Source organism: Rhizobium sp. SU303, assembly GCF_021052345.1.
GTDB lineage: Bacteria > Pseudomonadota > Alphaproteobacteria > Rhizobiales > Rhizobiaceae > Rhizobium > Rhizobium laguerreae.
In genome coordinates this window covers 2,657,763-2,675,747 of record NZ_CP088095.1, presented here as the reverse complement: position 1 = coordinate 2,675,747, position 17,985 = coordinate 2,657,763, and the positions used below count along the sequence as shown (strand labels likewise).

Genomic DNA, 17,985 nt, shown 5'->3' with positions numbered 1-17,985 from the left:
GCTAGATTTCGCCCGATTTCCAGGGGAGGCGGGCATGGATACGGATTTTCGTGTGACCGGCAGGAATGCGGCAGCGCTTTTTGCGCTGACCATCCATCGCGGCGACGGCATGGTGCTGCTCGGCATGGACTGGAAGAATGGCCGGCCGCCGATCGATTTCGTCGGTTTCGCCATCCAGTATCGCGAGCCGGGTACTGACTTCTTCAAGAACGTGCGCAACCGTATCGGCTTTCCCGGCCAGCCGGTTCCAGACGACGGCATCCGCACGACAGAGGCGCCGATCCAGAAATTCCGCTGGGTGCATTTTCCCTTCAATGCCGATCTGCCCGGCAAGTTCACCTACCGCGTCACGCCAAAGTTCATGGATGCGGCGGGCGCGCTGACATCGGGTGAGGCGCAGGAGGCGGAGCTGGCGCTGATGCGCGAGACCATTCCCGGCAAGCTCAACGTCGCCTTCACCCGCGGCTTCGTCTCATCGCAGGCCTTCGTGCGCAATTTTGCCCCCGACGCGCCGACGATCATCACGCTGGTGCCGCCGGTTGGCGATGAGGGGCTGGACTTCGTGCCGACGCACGCCGATGCCGAGCGGGCGCTCGCCTGGATGGGCTTCGAGGCGCGGGCCGAAACGCTTGCGCTGCTCGATAAAGCGCGCGACGCCGGCGCCGAGGTGCGCGTCATCGCCTATGATCTCAACCTGCCCGAGGTGGTCACCCGGCTGGAGGCGCTGGGGCCGAAGCTGAAGATCATCATCGACGACAGCGACCGCACCAAGGGCCATGGCCGCCCGAATTCGCCGGAGACGAGGGCGGCGGAGCGGCTGATCGCCTCGGCGGGTGTTGCCAATGTCAAGCGCCAGCATATGGCCAACCTCCAGCACCAGAAGTCGATTGCGGTCCGCGGCGGCGGCATCTCGACCGTGCTTTATGGCTCGACCAATCTCAGCTGGCGCGGGCTCTATGTGCAGTCGAACAATAGCCTCGCCGTCCACAGCGAAAAGGCGATCGACGATTATTTCACCGCCTTCGAGAGTTATTTCACCGCCAAACGCGCCGAAGACTTCCGCGACTCGCCAAGTTCCGCCGGCTGGATCGATCTCGGCCTTGACGGCGTCGACGCCAAGGTCGCTTTCTCGCCGCACAGCGATGCCAATGGCCGGCTCGACGAGATCGGCGCCGATATCGATACGGCAGAGTCTAGCGTGCTCTTTTCGCTCGCCTTCCTCGGCCAGATGACCAGGGGGGCGATCGGCCCGGCGCTGGGCCGCGCGCTCGAACGCCCCGAGGTGCATGTCATGGGTATTGCCGATGCCGAGGTGCGCGCCGGCAATCTCGGCCTCAACGTGCTGACCCCGGACAATCGCCGCAGGGTGGTGCGGGCGGCGGCCCTGACGGGTAACGTGCCGCCGCCGTTTCTGACCGAGCCCTCGGGCCTTGCCGGCGTCGATGGCAACCAGCGCGGCACGCGCATGCACCATAAATTCGTCGTGCTCGATTTCGACAAGCCGACGGCGCGCGTTTATCTCGGCTCCTACAATTTCTCGAACCCCGCCGATGACGAGAACGGCGAAAACCTCGTCGTCGTGCGCGACCGGACGGTTGCGACCAGCTACATGATCGAGGCGCTGAGGATGTACGACCACTACATCTTCCGCGTCGCCTCCGGAGCGAGCGACGGCCCGGCCCGTCCGCTGGAGCTCAAACGCCCGCCTCAGCCTGGCGGCACGCCCTGGTTCGAACGCGACTGGACCGACCCCATCCGCGCCCGGGACCGGGCGTTGTTTGCCCGGGCGGAGTAATGTCGCTGGTGACGACGGGTGCGGCATAGGCCGGGGAGCGACCTCGCCATCGGCTGGTTCCTCCACAAGGACCGGTAGCGGGACGATAAGGCAGCGCTGCCCGTCCATCGCCAACACACTCTTCTCAAAGTGGAAACATTCCGGGGACGGTTGCGTTTTACCGCTACCGGCAGTGCGACCGACATCCCGTCTAGGAGGAGGCTTATTCATGAAGGTAATGATCGTCGAAGATGAGAATTTTATCGCTCTGGAGCTCGAACGCATTGCGCAAGAGGCAGGACACCAGACTATCGGGCCGGTATCGACGGTGGAGCAGGCTCTCGCCCACGCAAAAAGAAGCGATGTCGCGCTCGTCGATCTCAGTCTCTCCGATGGGCTGAGCGGCGCCCAGCTCGCGCGGCGGCTGATCGACCGCCATGGGGTTGACGTGATCTTCGTGACCGGCAGTCCCGAGAATGTCGGCCACGGTATCGAAGGCGCGCTCGATGTGATCTCCAAGCCCTTCACCGATGAGAGGATCGCCAGCGCGCTCTCGCGGGCGGAAGAGCGACGCAAAAACTTCGACAGCAGCAAGGCTGCGTTCTGAACAGCATCAAGGCTGCGTGTTAGAAGTCGACGTCGCTCAGGCCGCTGCGCCTGCCCGAGGAGAAGTCCGAATGAAATACGCGCTCATTGGCGTTCTCTTCGCTCTCTCGGCCTGCGCTAGCGCAGGGGATCCGCAGCCTCTTCCCGGCAGCCTCACCTATGGAGGAAAGGTTCTCCGTTCGCCTTACCGTCCGGGAACGGTGGTCAAGAATACCTTTCTTGGCGATTTCGGTTACCGTGTGTTCGAGACCTATGTCGTCCAGCCGGACGGGACGCTGAAGCTGACCTCACAGAGCACCGGGCCGGACTTCCTCTGGCAGTGAGGACTTCCGGTTCCTCGGCGTCCAAGCGAAGGGGTGAGCAGAGCGGCGTCCGGTGAGAGGATGACGGCTCGCGTTTTCGCTTTCGTCCTTGGCAATTGAATGTTGCGCTGCAGTAAAGATCTCGTCTATACCGCAGGCATTCACCACGGACCCGGTGAGATCCCGGGTGGCTCTTCTGGCCGCCGATCCGCCAGACAACGCAAAACCTGCATGCCATTACGCGACCGCTCGACAGAGTGGGTCCGGCCATGCTTTGCGAGAATCCATTCTATGCTGCTTTCCTCCATCCGTCGTGATTGGTCCGCCAATCCCATGCGCGAAATGCTTGCCGGAGCGGTGGCGACCTTCGCCCTGATCCCCGAGGTGATCGCCTTTTCCTTCGTGGCGGGGGTCGATCCCGAGGTTGGTCTGTTCGCCTCTTTCGTGATCAGCATCGTCATTGCTTTTACCGGCGGGCGCCCGGCGATGATTTCGGCGGCGGCCGGATCGGTGGCGCTCGTTGCGGCGCCGCTGGTGCATGCCCACGGCTTGCCCTATCTCTTCGCGGCCGGGCTGCTGGCGGGGATGATGCAGATCGTGTTCGGCCTGCTGCGGCTTGGCGTGCTGATGCGCTTCGTGTCGAAATCCGTCCGCACCGGCTTCGTCAATGCGCTTGCCATCCTGATCTTTGCCGCGCAGATGCCGCACATCATTGGCGCCGGCTGGATGGAATATGCCGTGCTGATCGCCGGGCTCGTCATCATTTACCTCACGCCGCTGATCACCACCGCGATCCCGTCGCCGCTGATCTGCATCCTGATCCTGACCGTCGCCTCGATAGCGCTCGGGCTTCCCGTTCTCACTGTCGCCGATCTCGGCAAGCTGCCGGATTCGCTACCGGTGTTCGGCTGGCCGGCAGTGCCGCTGACGCTGGAAACGCTTCGAATCATTGCAGCCCCCGCGCTTGCCATTGCCATGGTCGGGCTGCTGGAATCGATGATGACGGCGAGCGTCGTCGATGATCTCACGGATACGCCGAGTTCGAAGAACCGCGAATGCACCGGTCTCGGCCTCGCCAACGCCGCCGCCAGCCTGTTCGGCGGCATCGCCGGCTGCGGCATGATCGGCCAGACGGTGAGCAACGTGAAATATGGCGGCCGCGGCCGGCTCTCGACGCTGTTTGCCGGCGCGTTTCTGCTGATCCTGATGGTGCTCCTGAAGCCGTGGGTCTCCGAGGTTCCGGTCGCCGCACTGGTGGCGATCATGGTCATGGTATCGATCGACACGTTCGACTGGTCGTCGCTTCGAGCTGTCATCACTCATCCCAGGATGTCGAGCGCCGTCATGGTGGCAACCGTCCTCGTCACCGTCTTCACCGCCAATCTGGCGCTCGGGGTGACGGTCGGCGTGCTGCTCAGTGGTGTGTTCTTCACCTTCAAGGTTGCCCGCCTGCTGCGCGTCGACGTGGTGCCCGACCGAGCCGCCGGGCGGCTGACCTATCGCGTGTCCGGCCAGGTGTTCTTTGCCTCCGCCGACGTCTTCGTCGAAGCCTTCGACGTTCAGGACGCGGTCGGCAAGTCCGTGTTGATCGACGTGTCCGGAGCGCATTTCTGGGACATCACCGCCGTTGCCGCCCTCGACAAGGTCGTGCATCGGTTCGGAGCGCACGGCATTGCCGTGGAGGTCGCGGGCCTCAACCAGGCGAGCGCGACATTGATCGGAAGCCTCGACAGCAAGGTGGTGCTGAAAGAGGTGTGACGGCGCGAGCGCGGGCGGATTTTCTAGAGCATGATGCCGAAAAGTGTGAGCGGTTTTCGAACGACATCCTGTTCTAGCGCGAGACGATTGCGAAATCATCGCCCCCGCCGATTCCTGTGGCGTTCAGCCGTCTGACGGCCAGTTCAATGAATGCCTTGACCAAAGGCGGCAGGTGTCGGCTGCTGGGATAGACGACATGCAAGCCGCCGGCCGGGGTCGTATAGCCGTCGAGAACCCGGCGCAACCGCCCGTCCTTGATGCAGGCATCGGCGACGCCGTGCGGCAATTGCGCAATGCCGTAGCCGGCGATCGCGGCGGCCATCACCGCCTGCATCTCGTTAGCGGCGAAGCGCCCCGAAACCGCGATCATTTCCTGACCGTGCGGACCTTCCAGCAGCCATTGCGCCTGGGCGGATTGGCCGGCGATGACGCAGTCATGGCGGGCGAGATCTTCAGGCACATCAGGTGTGCTGCAACGGGCGAGATAATCCGGGCTTGCGCAGAGAAGGCGGTGCGTCGAGCCGAGCTTGCGGGCGATCAAGGTGGAATCCTCGAGGATGCCGGTGCGGAAGGCGAGATCTATACCGCTTTCAACGAGGTTCAGCCTGTCGTCGGTCAGGCGCAGCTCGACGCTCGTCTTCGGGTAAGTCGAAAGAAATTCGAAGATCGCATCCTGGAGGAAGTGGCCGCCGAAGCCGACCGGCGCCGATATGCGGATCGTGCCGGCAGGCTCAGCACGCGCTTCCGCAAGCCGCAGGTTGGCACCTTCGATGGTGCGCAGCGCCTGGCTGCTTTCTTCGTAGTAGAGACGCCCTGAAGCCGTCAGGTTGAGGCTGCGGGTCGTGCGCTGCAGCAGCCGCACGCCGAGTTCGCGCTCGAGCGCGGCGATACGGCGGCTGACCGTCGTCTTCGGCATTCCGAGCAAGCGTGCGGCGGCGGTGAAGCTGCCCGCTTCGGTGACGCGGGCGAAGATCATGATATCGTTGAGATCGATCATTGTATCCTGTGATGGTACGATGTTTCCCAACTATAGGCCATTATGGTTCAATACGACAGGCCTTACCTTTGCTGCATCAGTCACAACAAGGAGCAGACAGATGAGCAATACACGAAGCGTTCTGGTCACCGGCGCCACAGGCCAGCAAGGCGGCGCGGTCGTCCGGGCATTGATCGCGCGGGGACATCGGGTCAAGGCGATCTCACGCAAGCCTGATAGTGACGGCGCCAAGCGGCTGGCCGCGGCAGGGGTCGAAGTCGTCGCCGGCGATCTTAATGACGGCGCTTCCGTGGCGAAGGCCGCAAGCGGCGGCGACACGATGTTTCTGATGGGCAACAGCTATGAGGCCGGAATGGAAGCGGAGACCCGCCAGGGCATCATCGCCGCCGATGCGGCGAAGACCGCCGGCATCGGCCACCTGATCTATTCCTCCGTCGCCGACGCCGACAAGAACACCGGCATTCCGCATTTCGACAGCAAGTATCTGGTCGAGAAGCATATCGCAGGCCTCGGCATCCCCTATACGATCAGCGCACCCGTCGCCTTCATGGAGAACACCGTGGCGCCCTGGGCGATCGACGGCCTGCGCCAGGGCGTTTATGCCGCCGCACTGCCGCCCGCACGTGTGCTGCACCAGGTCACCATCGATGACATCGGCGCTTTCGTCGCGACATTGGCCGAGCGGCGTGAGCAGGTGTTCGGCAAGCGTTTCGACATCGCGGGCGACGAGTTGTCGGGTGAGCAGCAGGCGAAGATCCTGTCCGAGGTTCTCGGCCGCCCAATAACTTACCGGGTATTGCCGATCGCAGCGATACGGCAGCAGAGCGAGGATACGGCGCTGATGTTCGAATGGTTCGACCGAACCGGCTACGACGCCGATATCTCCGCCCTGCGCCGCGATTTTCCCGATGTCGGCTGGCACAGCTATGCCGACTGGGCGAAGGGGTTCGATTGGAGTGTGCTCGGCAAGGCGGCCGGATGAGTTCGCCATTGCCTCGGCGATGTGATTGACGTCTCCGGCTGGTGATATTTCGCGGAAGGGGACCGGCCGGCGCTCGCTCACTGCCACATCGGAAGAGAGGCAGCGATAGCCAACCTGTCGGGATCCTCGGCCGCGAGCCGAGGATCCACGCCATGGCGTCCCGCTTGCACAGTCGCCGGCGAACGCTAGTATTCAATCGAAGACCTGTGTCCTTGAGGGAGGAGGCTTCGATGCCGTCGAGTTTCAATGTCGAAAGTGCCGATGGTTATGAACGGCTGATGGGGCGCTGGAGCAGGAAGCTGGCGCCGATGCTCATCGATTTCGCCGGTCTCGCGGATGGCGACCGGGTGCTCGATGTCGGCTGCGGCACCGGTAGTCTGGCGTTCACGCTGGCGGAAACGCCGGGCCTGCAGGAGATCGTTGCCGTCGACTATTCGCCCGTCTTCGTCGAGGCGGCAACGCGGCGCAACACCGATCCTCGCGTATCGATCCGGCAGGCCGATGCCGGTGCGCTTCCCTTCGAGGATAACCGCTTCGACAGGGCGATGTCGCTGCTCGTGCTGCATTTCGTGCCGGAGGCGGGAAAGGCGGTATCCGAGATGCGCCGTGTGGTGCGCCCGGGCGGCGTGGTCGCGGCCGCCGTCTGGGACCATTATGGCGGCATGTCCGGCATGCGGATGATGTGGGATACGGTGGCAATGCTGGATGAAAATGCGCTGGCCCTGCGACGCAGATATTGTTTCCAGCCGATGATGCGGCCGGGGGAAATGAAGGAAAGCTTCATCGCGCAGGGGCTTGCCGACGTCGAGGAAACCTCGCTGCTGATCCGGATGGAATACCTCTCCTTCGAAGACTACTGGGACCCGATCGCCGCCGGCGAGGGACCGCTCGGCAAATATGTCGCGGGGCTGGATCTGGCGAAGCGAACGGCTGTGGATGCCGCCGTCAGGGCCGCTTACGAGGCTGGCGAGCCGAATGGGCCGCGATCGTTCGCATCGGTGGCGTGGGCGTGCCTGGGCAGGGTGCCCGGATAGATTAGCGGGAGCGCCACCTCCTCTAAAGGGAGAATCGTGCTGCTCCCTCTTCTCCCCAGCGGGGAGAAGGTGGCCCGAAGGGTCGGATGAGGGGGCGGCACGGTACACCTTTGCTTGCCTTCGCTTACGCTCAGTGCATTCGCGGCTTTGCCGCTCGCCCCCTCATCGCCTCGCTATTGCTCCGGCACTTCTCCCCGCTGGGGAGAAGAGGCAGGCAGCGGCCCGCATGCACCAACGTGAAAGCCAGGGTGCTGGAAGGAAGGGGCACGCCTTCAATATGGCGCTGAGGTGCCACCCGATCACGGCAATCGTGATGGAACACGGGCAGCATTGCTGACGTTATTGCCCGCTGTCTCCGACTGCAAACGCTGCCGCAACAGCATCACCCGCCCGGTTCGGGCACCCCTTCCGACGGCATCCGGAATTGCCCGCCTCGCCGCCGCTTTCGGACGGAGGAATATCAGATGTCCGCTTTGGAAAGCCTGCGCCGGCTGACGCCGCAGCAGCGCAACACCGTCATCGCCAGCTATCTCGGCTGGACGCTCGACGCTTTCGATTTCTTCATTCTCGTCTTCGTTCTCAAATATATAGCCGAGGAATTCCACACCGACGTTCCCGCCGTTTCGGCGGCGATCTTCCTGACGCTTGTCATGCGGGCGCTCGGCGCGCTGGTCTTCGGGCTGGCGGCCGACCGTTACGGGCGTCGCATCACGCTGATGGCTGACGTGCTGCTCTATTCGCTGTTCGAGTTCCTGACCGGCTTCTCCACCGGGCTCACCATGTTCCTTGTGCTCAGGGCGCTCTACGGTATCGCCATGGGTGGCGAATGGGGCGTCGGCGCCTCGCTGGTCATGGAGACGGTACCGGAGGAGAGCCGCGGCATCGTCTCGGGCATCCTGCAGGCCGGCTATCCCTCCGGCTATCTGATCGCCTCGATCGTGTTCTTCCTGCTCTTTCCTGTCATCGGCTGGCGCGGCATGTTCTTTGTCGGCGCGGTACCGGCGCTGCTGGTGCTCTACGTCAGGCGCAATGTCGAGGAGAGCCCGGCCTTCCTGAAGCGGCAGACCGAAGGGCGCCGGCCGTTCCTGACGGTGCTGCGCGAGAATATTCCGCTGTTCATCTGGGCGGTGCTTCTGATGACGGCGTTCAACTTCTTCAGCCACGGCACGCAGGATATCTATCCGACCTTCCTCGAGACGCAGCGCAACTATTCGAGCTATACGGTTGGCGCGATCGCCATCGTCTACAATATCGGAGCGATCTGCGGCGGGTTGTTCTTCGGAGCGCTGTCGCAGCGGATCGGCCGGAAGAAGGCCATCGTCACCGCCGCATTGATCGCGGTACCCGTCGCGCCGCTCTGGGTCTATGCGCCGGGGCCGTTGCTGCTCGCCATCGGCGCCTTCCTGATGCAGTTCTTCGTGCAGGGCGCCTGGGGCATCGTGCCGGTGCATCTGAACGAGCTGTCGCCGGACGAGGTGCGCGGCACCTTCCCGGGCTTCGCCTACCAGCTCGGCAACCTGCTGGCGTCAGGCAATGCGACGCTGCAGGCGGGGCTGGCTGCCGGTTGGGATGGCGACTATGCCTATGCGCTCCTGATCGTTGCGGCAGTCGTGGCGCTCGTCGTCGCGGCCCTTGCCGGCTTCGGCTACGAGAAGAAGGATGTCCGCTTCGGCGCGGAGGAGGCCGAGGAACCGCATGGCGCGATGCGAATCTAGCGCTGCCTGCGGTTATGAGGGCCGGCGGCGACAGCTGCCGGCCTTTCAGTTCTTGAGCACATTGCAACCGCAGATGCGATCGTCAAACGCCGGCCGCAGCAGGGTGATGCCGGAAGGCAAGCGCTGTGTGAGCTGCCGGCGACCCGCATCGGTGGCATGAGACGATTGGTCCGAGCCTTACAGGACTTGCCGTCGAATGGCGGCGTGCTAGGTAAGGCCCGCCGGCATCTCGCCGGATCCATCGTTCCCTCCAAAGCCCCCGAGTTACCCATGCTATTTTCTCCCGCCGCCGTCTGGCCCGTCGTCATGCTGTTTGCCTCCAACATTTTCATGACATTCGCCTGGTACGGGCATCTCAAGCACAAGAGCAGCGCGATCTTCCTCGCCATCATCGTCAGCTGGGGCATTGCCTTCTTCGAATATTGCCTGGCGGTGCCGGCCAACCGGATCGGTTCGGCGGTCTATACGACGGCGCAGCTGAAGACGATGCAAGAGGTGATCACGCTGATCGTCTTTGCCGGCTTCTCGATCTTCTGGCTCGGCGAGAACCTGACCTGGAACCATGCGATCGGCTTCGCCCTGATTGCAATCGGGGCATCCTTCATCTTCCGTGCATAAACTTTAGCTTTTTCAATAGATTACAAATTGTTCATGTCTGAATATCGCCGTATTTCCTACAGATTGCGGTCGCAATCAGCTGGCAGCCTGTCACCTTCTAGTGAATAGGAGGTGAGCGGTCATGAGCCTGTCTTTCCCGACGATGGCGGCGATCCGGTTCGGCTATGGTTTCCGGCCGGGCGAGGCGCCGCCGGATAGCAAAGACGATCTCATCGGCCAGCTGCGCATGGGGGTGGCGGCAACGCCGGATTTTCCCCTCGGCGGGCCTGACATGCGCCACCAGGCAATTCTCAGCCTGCAGGCGCAGTTGAAGCAGATCCGGCAGGACGCGAAGACGGTGACCGACGATACGACGCAGCGCGAGATGCGCAAAGGCGTGCAACAGCAAGTGCAGCAGCAGTTCCAGCACGATGCGAACCTGCGGCTGATGCAGGCGGTGCTATCGCCGTACGGCTTCTACGAGAGGCTTTCGACCTTCTGGACCGATCATTTCTCCACCAGCGCCAATAAGAGCCTGCCGATGCGTCTCATCGTGCCGCTCTACGAGGCCGAGGCTATCCGGCCGTTCATATCAGGCAGGTTCGGCGATCTGCTGCGCAATGCCACGGCCCATCCGGCCATGCTGATCTATCTCGACCAGGCGGATTCGCTCGGGCCGGATTCGGCCGGCGGCATGAAGCGCAACAAAGGGCTGAACGAAAATCTCGGCCGCGAACTGCTGGAGCTGCACACGCTCGGCGCCGGCAGCGGCTATAGCCAGGCGGATGTGACCGCGGCGGCCATGGTGCTGACGGGGCTCACCATCGACCGCAAGGAGATGGACATCGCATTCCGGCCGAATATTTCGGAGCCCGGGACACATGAGGTGCTCGGCGTCAGTTATGGCAGGCGCCGGCGCTCGCGCGACGATTATCTCGATATGCTCGACGATCTGGCGCTGCATCCGAAGACGGCGGCGCATATCAGCCGCAAGCTCGCGGTGCATTTCGTTTCCGACCAGCCTGACGAGGGGATGGTGTCCGATATGGCCGAAACGTGGAAGAAAACGGATGGCGATTTGACTGCCGTCTACACCACCATGCTCGACCATCCCGCCGCCTGGCGCGACGAGGGCGCCAAGGCGCGCCAGCCCTTCGACTATATCGTCACCGGCCTGAGGGCGCTGAATGCGGGGCCGGTCAACGGCGTCGTCGGCAGCTTCCTGGTGGCAAACCAGCAGGGCACGGACGAGGGTGACATGGCGGCGAATACGCCTGGCATGGCCGGATCGCCGGTGACGACCGATCCCGCCGGCGAGGCAAGGGAGAAGCGCCTCAAAGCCTTCCGGACGGCGCGGGCGCTGGGGCAGGGAGCGCTCAGGCGCATGGGGCAACCGACCTGGCTGCCGCCGAGCCCGGCCGGTTTCGAGGAAGGCTTCTCCGCCTGGATCACCGGCAGCCAGCTCGCCGAGCGGTTGGCCTGGGCAAGGCGGGCCGCAGCCCAGTTCGGCCGGGACGAGGATCCGCGCGAATTCCTGAAATCGACACTTGCCGATGCCGCCCGCGATGAGACGATCCGCGTGGTATCGCAGGCGCCGAACAAGATCAGCGGGCTGACGCTGGTGCTGGCATCGCCCGAATTCAATCGCCGCTAAACAGACTTTCGTTGGCAAGCCAACGCTTCGTCTGCTTAGCTCCTTTGTTTTGTCGCTGGTTCTGGCCGGAAAACCGTTGGACACTTTTCCGGAACCTGCCTAGGAGGCCCCGCCCATGACGCTGCCCATGAACCAGATTTCGCTGTCGCGCCGCGGTTTTCTGACCTCTGCCTGCTGTCTTGCCGCTGCCCCCGTCTTCACGCCGGTCACCTTCGCGGCGATGCCGGGTGACAACCGTTTCGTCACCATCGTGCTGCGCGGCGCGATGGACGGGCTGGATCTGGTGCAGCCCTATGGCGATGCCGGCTTTGCGGCGCTCAGGCCGACACTGGCGCTGACCCCCGATACCGGCCTTCTCGATCTCGACGGGCATTTCGGCCTCAATCCGGCGGCCGCCGAGCTGCTGCCGCTCTGGAAAAGCCGCGAGCTCGCCTTCGTGCATGCGGTCTCGACGCCCTATCGCGACCAGCGCAGTCATTTCGATGGACAGGACATGCTGGAATCCGGCGGCGAACGTGTCGCCGAGGAAAAGACCGGCTGGCTGAACCGGGCGCTCGCTGTCATTCCGCGCTCGGATGCGCGCAAGGCAATCGACATCAACACTTCGACGGAGCTGATCCTCTCCGGACCCAACAATGTCGATGTCTGGGCGTCGGATTCCAATCTGGCGCCGGCGCGCGACGAGATGCAGTTCCTGGCGCGGCTGTATGCCGGCGATCCGCCGTTCGCCGAGGCGCTTGCCGAGGCGACGCGGGCCAATAGCGCCTCGATGATGGTTGAGCCGGAGGGCCAGCGCGGCGCAAAGATCGCCGATGTGGCGGCGCTTGCGGCCAACATGCTGAAGGGCGATTACCGCATCGCCAGCTTCTCGATCAGCGGCTGGGACACGCATATCGGCCAGGCCGGCCAGTTCAAGCGGCCGGTGCAGGACCTTTCGCAGGCGATCAATACGCTGAAGACCACACTCGGGACCGAGATCTGGGCAAAGACGGTGGTGCTTGCCATGACCGAGTTCGGCCGCACCGTGCGCCAGAACGGCTCAGCCGGCACCGACCACGGCACCGGCGGCTGCGCGCTGCTATCAGGTGGCGCCATCAACGGCGGCCGCATCCTCGGCCGTTGGCCGGGCATCGGCGACGGCCAGCTGCTCGACGACCGCGACCTGATGCCGACCGCCGACGTGCGCGAGCTCGCCGCGGCGATGCTCTACCGGCAATTCGATGTGAGTGCGGATGATTTGACCGGGAAGATCTTTCCGGGACTGGGGTTTGATAAAGGGTCGCAGTTTCTTAGGGTGTGAGCGGCGGGGCCGCGAATGCACGGAGCGTAAGCGAAGGGCAAGAATAAGGTCCTTTCCTGGCTGACCAAGGAGCTTGCCGCTTCCCGGCCCCTCGCATGGCTCAGGGCGTTCGACGTTTGCAATCGATTCACCGGATCGATTGCTCCCGCTTCGCGGGACCACCTCTCACCCCAGCACATCATAAAGCCTGAAGATGAAGCTGACTTGGTAGATCAGATTGGAGATGATGAAGGCTGCGTGGAAGCGCCGATTGGGGGTCCAGGCAGCGATGGCGCAGAGGAGGATGTAGACGATGTTGCGGGCCGGGTATTCCCAGCCGAGCGAGAGGATGCGCTCATGGCCCTTGATCGCCGTGTCGAGGATATCGACCGCGTAGGTCAGGCCGAGGATGCCGAAGAACCATTTGCGCCGGGAAATGAAATATTCCTCGTAGCCGCCATATTCGTCGAGCGAGGCCGGGAAGAGCAGGGCGCAGAGCAGGAAGAACAGGCTGCAGAAGCAGATCAGGAAGAGATAGATGCCGAAGCCGATGGCCGGCACCGCCTGCAGGCGATATTCCCACCACCAGATATGGATGATGAAGAGGAACATCGACAGCGCCCAGCCGAGATGGATGGGATAGACCTTGGCCTTGGCGGGATGCTGGACGATGCCGGCAAGGCCGGTGAGCACTCTCGCGAGCGAAAGGCTGATGACCATGCCCATCACCACCTTGATGTGAAGGAAGACCTCCGGCGAGCTGACCGTTTCCATGCTTTCGATCCTTGGGCTGTCACTCCTCGGGGACTTGCTTCGGTTTGCCCTCTTCGTCGAGCGCCACCATGATGAAGGTGCCAGCTGTGACCTTTTCCATCTTGGCGTAACGTGCGCGGTGCGCCCAGGCTTCGACGCAGAGCGTGATCGAGGTGCGGCCGACACGATCGATATCGGTATAGACGGACAACGTGTCGCCGATCTTGACCGGCAGCTCGAAGGCCATCTCCTTGACGGCGGCGGTGACGACGCGGCCCTTGGCGCGCTCGGCCGCACGGATGCCGGAGGCAAGGTCCATCTGCGCCATAACCCAGCCGCCGAAGATATCGCCGGCCGGATTGGCGTCACCGGGCATGGCAAGCGTCCTCAGCGTCAATTCGCCTCTCGGCTTGGCGGCATCGGTCATCAAGTCTTCTCCATCTGGTGCGGCGTCGGGCCGGCGATTCACTGCGAAGCACCCTAGTGCAAAGGCCGAGGGCTGTAAAAGACGGCAAGGCCAAGCGCTACAGACGGCCGACGGGAAAATGTTGCTGTCGTTGTCGATTGAAATTTCGTTTTATTTCAAATGGTTGAATTTTGCAGTTCTCTCCTGACCTTACGTTATTTAATCTTCTTCTAATTAAGCTTTACGCTCCAGTAATTCCGGCAATTCAGAATGCGGTCGATCTCAAATACAAGAATCGCTGGGAACCTCATGCGCAACGTCAAGATTTCCACCCGACTTTACTGCCTCGTCGCATTCACGCTTGCCGTGCTCGCGGCGACGATGGTCTTCTTTCTGAACTATTCTTACTCCGAGCTGGAAGACGAGCGGAAGGCAGGGCTGGCGCAGTTGGATGCGACGGCGCTCGGCATCTTCGAAAAATATTACAAGATGGAGCAGGCGGGCACGATGACCCGCGAACAGGCGCAGGCGGCGGCCAAGGACGTGATCGGCGCGATGCGCTACGGCGCCGACGGCTATTTCTGGATCAACGACATGCATCCCAAAATGGTGATGCACCCGATCAAGCCGGCGCTTGATGGTACCGATATCTCGCAGATGAAGGACCCGACCGGCAAATTCCTGTTCGTCGAGTTCGTCAACAAGGTGAAGAAGGACGGCAAGGGTTTCGTCGACTATCTCTGGCCGAAGCCGGGCGCCGATGAGCCGGTGCTGAAATACTCCTATGTCGCCGGTTTCGAGCCCTGGGGCTGGATCGTCGGCACCGGCGTCTATGCCGACGACCTTGCCGCGCTTTATCGCCAGAATTTGCTCTGGGCCACGATGGCCTGCCTGATCGGCGCTGCGGCGACGATCGCGATCGCCTTTGCCATCGTGCGCAGCGTGACGGCGCCGATTGCCCGGCTGAGGAAAGCGATGAATGCGATTGCTGCCGAAGAAGCGTCGGTAGAGATCGCCGGCAGCGAGTATCGCGACGAGGTCGGCCAGATGGCCAAGGTGCTGCTGGTGCTGCGCGACTCCGTCGATGAGCGCAGCGCGCTGCGCGGCCGGGAAGACGAGAGGCAGCGGCAGATCGAAGAAGAGCGCCGTGGCAACGAGGCGAGCCTGCGCTCTGCCTCCGAACGGCAGACCCATGCGATGCAGGCGCTCGGCGTCGGCCTCGAAAAGCTTGCGAGCGGCGATCTGACGGTCGCGATCGGCGATATCGGCGACGATTACGCCAAGCTCAGGAACGACTTCAATGCGGCGGTCGACGCGCTGAACGGCGTCATCCACGCGATCGCCGAATCGAGCCGTGTGGTCAACGACAGCGCTTCCGACATCAGCGAGGCGACCGGCAATCTGTCGAAGCGCACGGAACAGCAGGCAGCCGCACTCGAAGAAACGGCGGCAGCGCTCGACGAGATCACCGCGACGGTCAAGACGGCATCCGAGCGGGCGAACGAGGCACGCGAGATGGTGGCCGAGACCAAGGCGAGTGCCGGAAAATCCGGCGAGATCGTCCGCAATGCGGTGACGGCGATGGGCCGGATTGAGGATTCGTCCAACCGCATCGGTCAGATCATCTCGGTCATCGACGAAATCGCCTTCCAGACGAACCTGCTCGCGCTGAATGCCGGCGTCGAGGCTGCGCGGGCGGGCGAGGCGGGCCGCGGCTTTGCCGTCGTCGCCCAGGAAGTGCGTGAACTTGCCCAGCGCTCCGCCAACGCGGCCAAGGAGATCAAGGAACTGATCAGCCGGTCAGCGACTGAGGTCCAGGGCGGGGTGGCGCTGGTGCGCTCGACGGGCGAGGCGTTGCTGGAAATCGAGGCACTGGTCAACCAGGTCAACGATCACGTCGCCTCGATCGCGACGGCGGCGCGCGAGCAGTCGACCGGGTTGAACGAGATCAACGGTTCCGTCAATCACATGGACCAGATGACGCAGCAGAATGCCGCGATGGTGGAGGAGACGACGGCGGCAAGCCGCACGCTCGCCGACGAGAGCACCCAGCTGAAGACGCTGCTTTCGAATTTCCGCCTGCGCGGGGCGGAGCAAAGAGCCGGGGCTAGATACACACGGGCAGCGTGAGTTAAGCCACTGAACAAAGGCCGGGAAACCGGCCTTTTTCATTTCCGTCGCGTGCAGATTGTGCCGGTAAGTTTTCATTCACCGTTTTTAATTAAAATTGGAGTGAGTTTTTTCGGTCACTGCCCGGCCAGCCTGCGGAAGCGATAAGAGTATGGCGTTTGTTTCCTTTCCTCGGCGATCCCTTTTGCCCTTGCTGCTTTCGGCGGCGCTGACGACCTGTTCGATCAGCGACGGGCTGGTGCCGCCGGCCAATGTCGACAACGGCACCAGGGTCAGCTCGATCTCGCCGTCGCGGGGGGCAGCGCGCATGGCCCCTGCCGTGCGCATGGCGCCGGTGGAGAGCCAGGCCTCCTATCCGGTTTCCAGTGCGCCCGTCAGCAATAGCCAGGGCTCCGTCGACTATCTCGATACGCCAAACCTTGCCGGCACCGGCCACGCGGCACCGGGGGCGCGAGGAGGTAAGCTGCCGATGATCGACAGCGACGAGGCGCTGGCGGCAGGCCAACCGAGCGGCAACTGGGGCGGCACGCAGGCGCTTGCGATCCCGTCGGGCGGCGTCAACATGGATGACGATCTCGGGGCGGAGCCGGTCGTCGGGCTGGCGCAGGAACAAAACCAGCAGATCGCCGAGGGCAACGCCACCGAGCCGGTTGTCGACGGCATCGGCACCGATAATCCAACGCAGCTCAACCAGTCCATGCGCCAGCCCCCGCAGCAGCCAATGCCGCAGCCGGCGGCCGAGGCACAAATGAGCCGGGCGCCCGCCTGGAACGACGGCAGCCCTGTGGTGGCTCCATCACGTGTTCCCGAAGAGGACGAGAGCGAAGAGGTCGCGATGCTGCGGCCGAACAATCCGATGATGAGCGAACCGGCAGCACCCGTCGATCCCAGCGTCATGCCGTCCTCCGAGCTTGCCTGCCGGCGCGAGCTGAAACGCATGGGCGTACTCTTCGACAACAAGCCGCCGATTTCGAACGGGCCGGCCTGCCAGGTGCCTTATCCGGTGTCGCTGAAGGGACTTTCCGGCAATATCGGCGTCCGCCCCGCCGTGACGCTGAACTGCCAGGTGACGCTTGCCTTCGCCAAATGGGTGAAGAACGAACTGGCGCCGTCTGCCCGCTACCGTTACTGGTCCGGCATCAAGACGATCCAGCCGCTCGGCGGCTATTCGTGCCGACGCATGAACAATAGCCGGCAGAAATACAATCCGATGTCGGAACACGCCCGCGGCAACGCTATCGACGTCGGCAAGTTCGTGCTGAAGAACGGCCACGAGATCGACGTCCGCAAGAAGGGCCTGTTCTCGCTGCGCGAGGGGCGGCTGCTGAAGGCGGTGCGCAGCGACAGCTGCCGTTATTTCAACACCGTGCTCGGCCCCGGCAGCAACCCGGAGCACTGGAACCACTTCCACTTCGATCTTCGCTCCCGCAAGAGCGGCAAGGCCTATTGCGACTGATGCCTGTCCTCCTACACCATGCGGCGGGTGCCGATGTTGCGGCCGCAATTGGGCCGGGCTGGCAGAAAACGGTTCATCCCCGCCGCAGGGCACGCTATAGATCGGCCAAGCGGATTGCCGTTTCGAGAGTTTGATCCATGAGCTATGATTTCCATGTCGGCCAGAAGGTCGTCTGCATCAACGACACCTTCAAGCATGTCAGCATCGACCAGCTGATCCGCAAGGGCGAGATCTATACGATCCGCTGGGTGGGTGAATATACCCATTATATCGACGGCACCTTCATCGGGGTGAAGCTCGCGGAGATCAACCGCGGCAATGACGACGGGCCGGAAGGTTATGGTGCGGCCGACATGCCCTATCGCGCCACGCGGTTCCGGCCGCTGGTGAAGGACAAGATCTCGTCACTGCGCAAGCTGTTGGCGCCGACGCCCGATGCACCGGTAGAACCGAAGGAAAAAACTAGAAAAAAAGAAAAGGTCTGAGTTCTGGCGCGCCGGGATCTCCTGGTGATCCGCCATTGCTGACCGATACATCCGTAG

General features: G+C 63.1%; 16 protein-coding genes and 1 other annotated feature. Of the genes, 13 read left to right on the top strand and 3 right to left on the bottom strand.

Annotated features, from left to right (window positions below; all coding sequences use genetic code 11):
* Window positions 1–34 precede the first annotated feature (34 nt).
* The 4 genes from RlegSU303_RS13380 to RlegSU303_RS13365 all read left to right on the top strand — a co-directional run bounded on the left by RlegSU303_RS13380 (window position 35) and on the right by RlegSU303_RS13365 (window position 4,440).
* Window positions 35–1,795, top strand: coding sequence for a phospholipase D-like domain-containing protein (locus tag RlegSU303_RS13380; protein ID WP_131720163.1), 1,761 nt, complete (start codon window positions 35–37; stop codon window positions 1,793–1,795).
* Window positions 1,796–2,003: 208 nt separating this feature from the next.
* Window positions 2,004–2,381 (top strand): response regulator, encoded by a 378-nt coding sequence (locus RlegSU303_RS13375; protein ID WP_017960936.1) that lies wholly within the window; start codon window positions 2,004–2,006, stop codon window positions 2,379–2,381.
* A 70-nt stretch (window positions 2,382–2,451) separates the two neighbouring features.
* Window positions 2,452–2,703: a hypothetical protein gene (locus RlegSU303_RS13370; protein ID WP_017960935.1), complete on the top strand. Its 252-nt coding sequence runs from the start codon at window positions 2,452–2,454 to the stop codon at window positions 2,701–2,703.
* 144 nt (window positions 2,704–2,847) lie between these two features.
* Window positions 2,848–2,903 (top strand) — a sequence feature (sul1 is cis-regulatory element that is thought to sense ions involved in sulfur or methionine metabolism; They are found in Alphaproteobacteria).
* Window positions 2,904–2,973: 70 nt separating this feature from the next.
* Window positions 2,974–4,440 (top strand): SulP family inorganic anion transporter, encoded by a 1,467-nt coding sequence (locus RlegSU303_RS13365; protein WP_131720162.1) that lies wholly within the window; start codon window positions 2,974–2,976, stop codon window positions 4,438–4,440.
* A gap of 73 nt (window positions 4,441–4,513) precedes the next feature.
* Here RlegSU303_RS13365 and RlegSU303_RS13360 read toward each other — a convergent pair whose 3' ends face one another.
* The gene (locus RlegSU303_RS13360) at window positions 4,514–5,437 is read right to left on the bottom strand and encodes a LysR family transcriptional regulator (RefSeq protein WP_131720161.1); all 924 of its coding nucleotides are present in this window, start codon (window positions 5,435–5,437) and stop codon (window positions 4,514–4,516) included.
* A 100-nt stretch (window positions 5,438–5,537) separates the two neighbouring features.
* Between RlegSU303_RS13360 and RlegSU303_RS13355 the strand changes: the two genes are divergently transcribed.
* From RlegSU303_RS13355 to RlegSU303_RS13330, 6 genes are all read left to right on the top strand, one after another.
* Entirely contained in the window at window positions 5,538–6,419 is an 882-nt protein-coding gene (locus tag RlegSU303_RS13355) for an NmrA/HSCARG family protein (RefSeq protein ID WP_131720160.1), read from the top strand.
* A 230-nt stretch (window positions 6,420–6,649) separates the two neighbouring features.
* The gene (locus RlegSU303_RS13350; protein WP_131720159.1) at window positions 6,650–7,453 is read left to right on the top strand and encodes a class I SAM-dependent methyltransferase; all 804 of its coding nucleotides are present in this window, start codon (window positions 6,650–6,652) and stop codon (window positions 7,451–7,453) included.
* 464 nt (window positions 7,454–7,917) lie between these two features.
* Window positions 7,918–9,168, top strand: a complete 1,251-nt coding sequence (locus RlegSU303_RS13345) for an MFS transporter (protein WP_131720158.1) — start codon at window positions 7,918–7,920, stop codon at window positions 9,166–9,168.
* A 270-nt stretch (window positions 9,169–9,438) separates the two neighbouring features.
* Window positions 9,439–9,786 carry a DMT family protein gene (locus tag RlegSU303_RS13340; RefSeq protein WP_131629093.1) on the top strand — a complete coding sequence of 116 codons (348 nt, stop codon included), beginning with the start codon at window positions 9,439–9,441 and terminating at the stop codon, window positions 9,784–9,786.
* 121 nt (window positions 9,787–9,907) lie between these two features.
* Entirely contained in the window at window positions 9,908–11,419 is a 1,512-nt protein-coding gene (locus tag RlegSU303_RS13335) for a DUF1800 domain-containing protein (RefSeq protein WP_131720157.1), read from the top strand.
* A gap of 115 nt (window positions 11,420–11,534) precedes the next feature.
* On the top strand, window positions 11,535–12,719 hold the full coding sequence (locus tag RlegSU303_RS13330) for a DUF1501 domain-containing protein (RefSeq protein WP_131720156.1): 1,185 nt from the start codon (window positions 11,535–11,537) through the stop codon (window positions 12,717–12,719).
* Between the two features lie 165 nt (window positions 12,720–12,884).
* Here RlegSU303_RS13330 and RlegSU303_RS13325 read toward each other — a convergent pair whose 3' ends face one another.
* Together RlegSU303_RS13325 and RlegSU303_RS13320 are read right to left on the bottom strand one after the other, a co-directional pair.
* Window positions 12,885–13,472, bottom strand: coding sequence for a hypothetical protein (locus RlegSU303_RS13325; RefSeq protein WP_131720155.1), 588 nt, complete (start codon window positions 13,470–13,472; stop codon window positions 12,885–12,887).
* Window positions 13,473–13,491: 19 nt separating this feature from the next.
* A complete protein-coding gene (locus tag RlegSU303_RS13320) occupies window positions 13,492–13,878 on the bottom strand; it encodes an acyl-CoA thioesterase (protein ID WP_003540707.1) in 387 nt (128 codons plus the stop codon).
* 288 nt (window positions 13,879–14,166) lie between these two features.
* Between RlegSU303_RS13320 and RlegSU303_RS13315 the strand changes: the two genes are divergently transcribed.
* From RlegSU303_RS13315 to RlegSU303_RS13305, 3 genes are all read left to right on the top strand, one after another.
* Window positions 14,167–15,987: a methyl-accepting chemotaxis protein gene (locus RlegSU303_RS13315; RefSeq protein ID WP_131645370.1), complete on the top strand. Its 1,821-nt coding sequence runs from the start codon at window positions 14,167–14,169 to the stop codon at window positions 15,985–15,987.
* Between the two features lie 151 nt (window positions 15,988–16,138).
* A complete protein-coding gene (locus RlegSU303_RS13310; RefSeq protein WP_131645369.1) occupies window positions 16,139–17,443 on the top strand; it encodes an extensin-like domain-containing protein in 1,305 nt (434 codons plus the stop codon).
* Between the two features lie 137 nt (window positions 17,444–17,580).
* Window positions 17,581–17,928: a hypothetical protein gene (locus RlegSU303_RS13305; protein WP_003540699.1), complete on the top strand. Its 348-nt coding sequence runs from the start codon at window positions 17,581–17,583 to the stop codon at window positions 17,926–17,928.
* Window positions 17,929–17,985 lie beyond the last annotated feature (57 nt).

Coding starts and splice junctions, on each gene's coding strand:
- RlegSU303_RS13380 (WP_131720163.1), top strand. CDS start 35: ATGGATACGGATTTTCGTGTGACCGGCAGGAATGCGGCAGCGCTTTTT.
- RlegSU303_RS13375 (WP_017960936.1), top strand. CDS start 2,004: ATGAAGGTAATGATCGTCGAAGATGAGAATTTTATCGCTCTGGAGCTC.
- RlegSU303_RS13370 (WP_017960935.1), top strand. CDS start 2,452: ATGAAATACGCGCTCATTGGCGTTCTCTTCGCTCTCTCGGCCTGCGCT.
- RlegSU303_RS13365 (WP_131720162.1), top strand. CDS start 2,974: ATGCTGCTTTCCTCCATCCGTCGTGATTGGTCCGCCAATCCCATGCGC.
- RlegSU303_RS13360 (WP_131720161.1), bottom strand. CDS start 5,437: ATGATCGATCTCAACGATATCATGATCTTCGCCCGCGTCACCGAAGCG.
- RlegSU303_RS13355 (WP_131720160.1), top strand. CDS start 5,538: ATGAGCAATACACGAAGCGTTCTGGTCACCGGCGCCACAGGCCAGCAA.
- RlegSU303_RS13350 (WP_131720159.1), top strand. CDS start 6,650: ATGCCGTCGAGTTTCAATGTCGAAAGTGCCGATGGTTATGAACGGCTG.
- RlegSU303_RS13345 (WP_131720158.1), top strand. CDS start 7,918: ATGTCCGCTTTGGAAAGCCTGCGCCGGCTGACGCCGCAGCAGCGCAAC.
- RlegSU303_RS13340 (WP_131629093.1), top strand. CDS start 9,439: ATGCTATTTTCTCCCGCCGCCGTCTGGCCCGTCGTCATGCTGTTTGCC.
- RlegSU303_RS13335 (WP_131720157.1), top strand. CDS start 9,908: ATGAGCCTGTCTTTCCCGACGATGGCGGCGATCCGGTTCGGCTATGGT.
- RlegSU303_RS13330 (WP_131720156.1), top strand. CDS start 11,535: ATGACGCTGCCCATGAACCAGATTTCGCTGTCGCGCCGCGGTTTTCTG.
- RlegSU303_RS13325 (WP_131720155.1), bottom strand. CDS start 13,472: ATGGAAACGGTCAGCTCGCCGGAGGTCTTCCTTCACATCAAGGTGGTG.
- RlegSU303_RS13320 (WP_003540707.1), bottom strand. CDS start 13,878: ATGACCGATGCCGCCAAGCCGAGAGGCGAATTGACGCTGAGGACGCTT.
- RlegSU303_RS13315 (WP_131645370.1), top strand. CDS start 14,167: ATGCGCAACGTCAAGATTTCCACCCGACTTTACTGCCTCGTCGCATTC.
- RlegSU303_RS13310 (WP_131645369.1), top strand. CDS start 16,139: ATGGCGTTTGTTTCCTTTCCTCGGCGATCCCTTTTGCCCTTGCTGCTT.
- RlegSU303_RS13305 (WP_003540699.1), top strand. CDS start 17,581: ATGAGCTATGATTTCCATGTCGGCCAGAAGGTCGTCTGCATCAACGAC.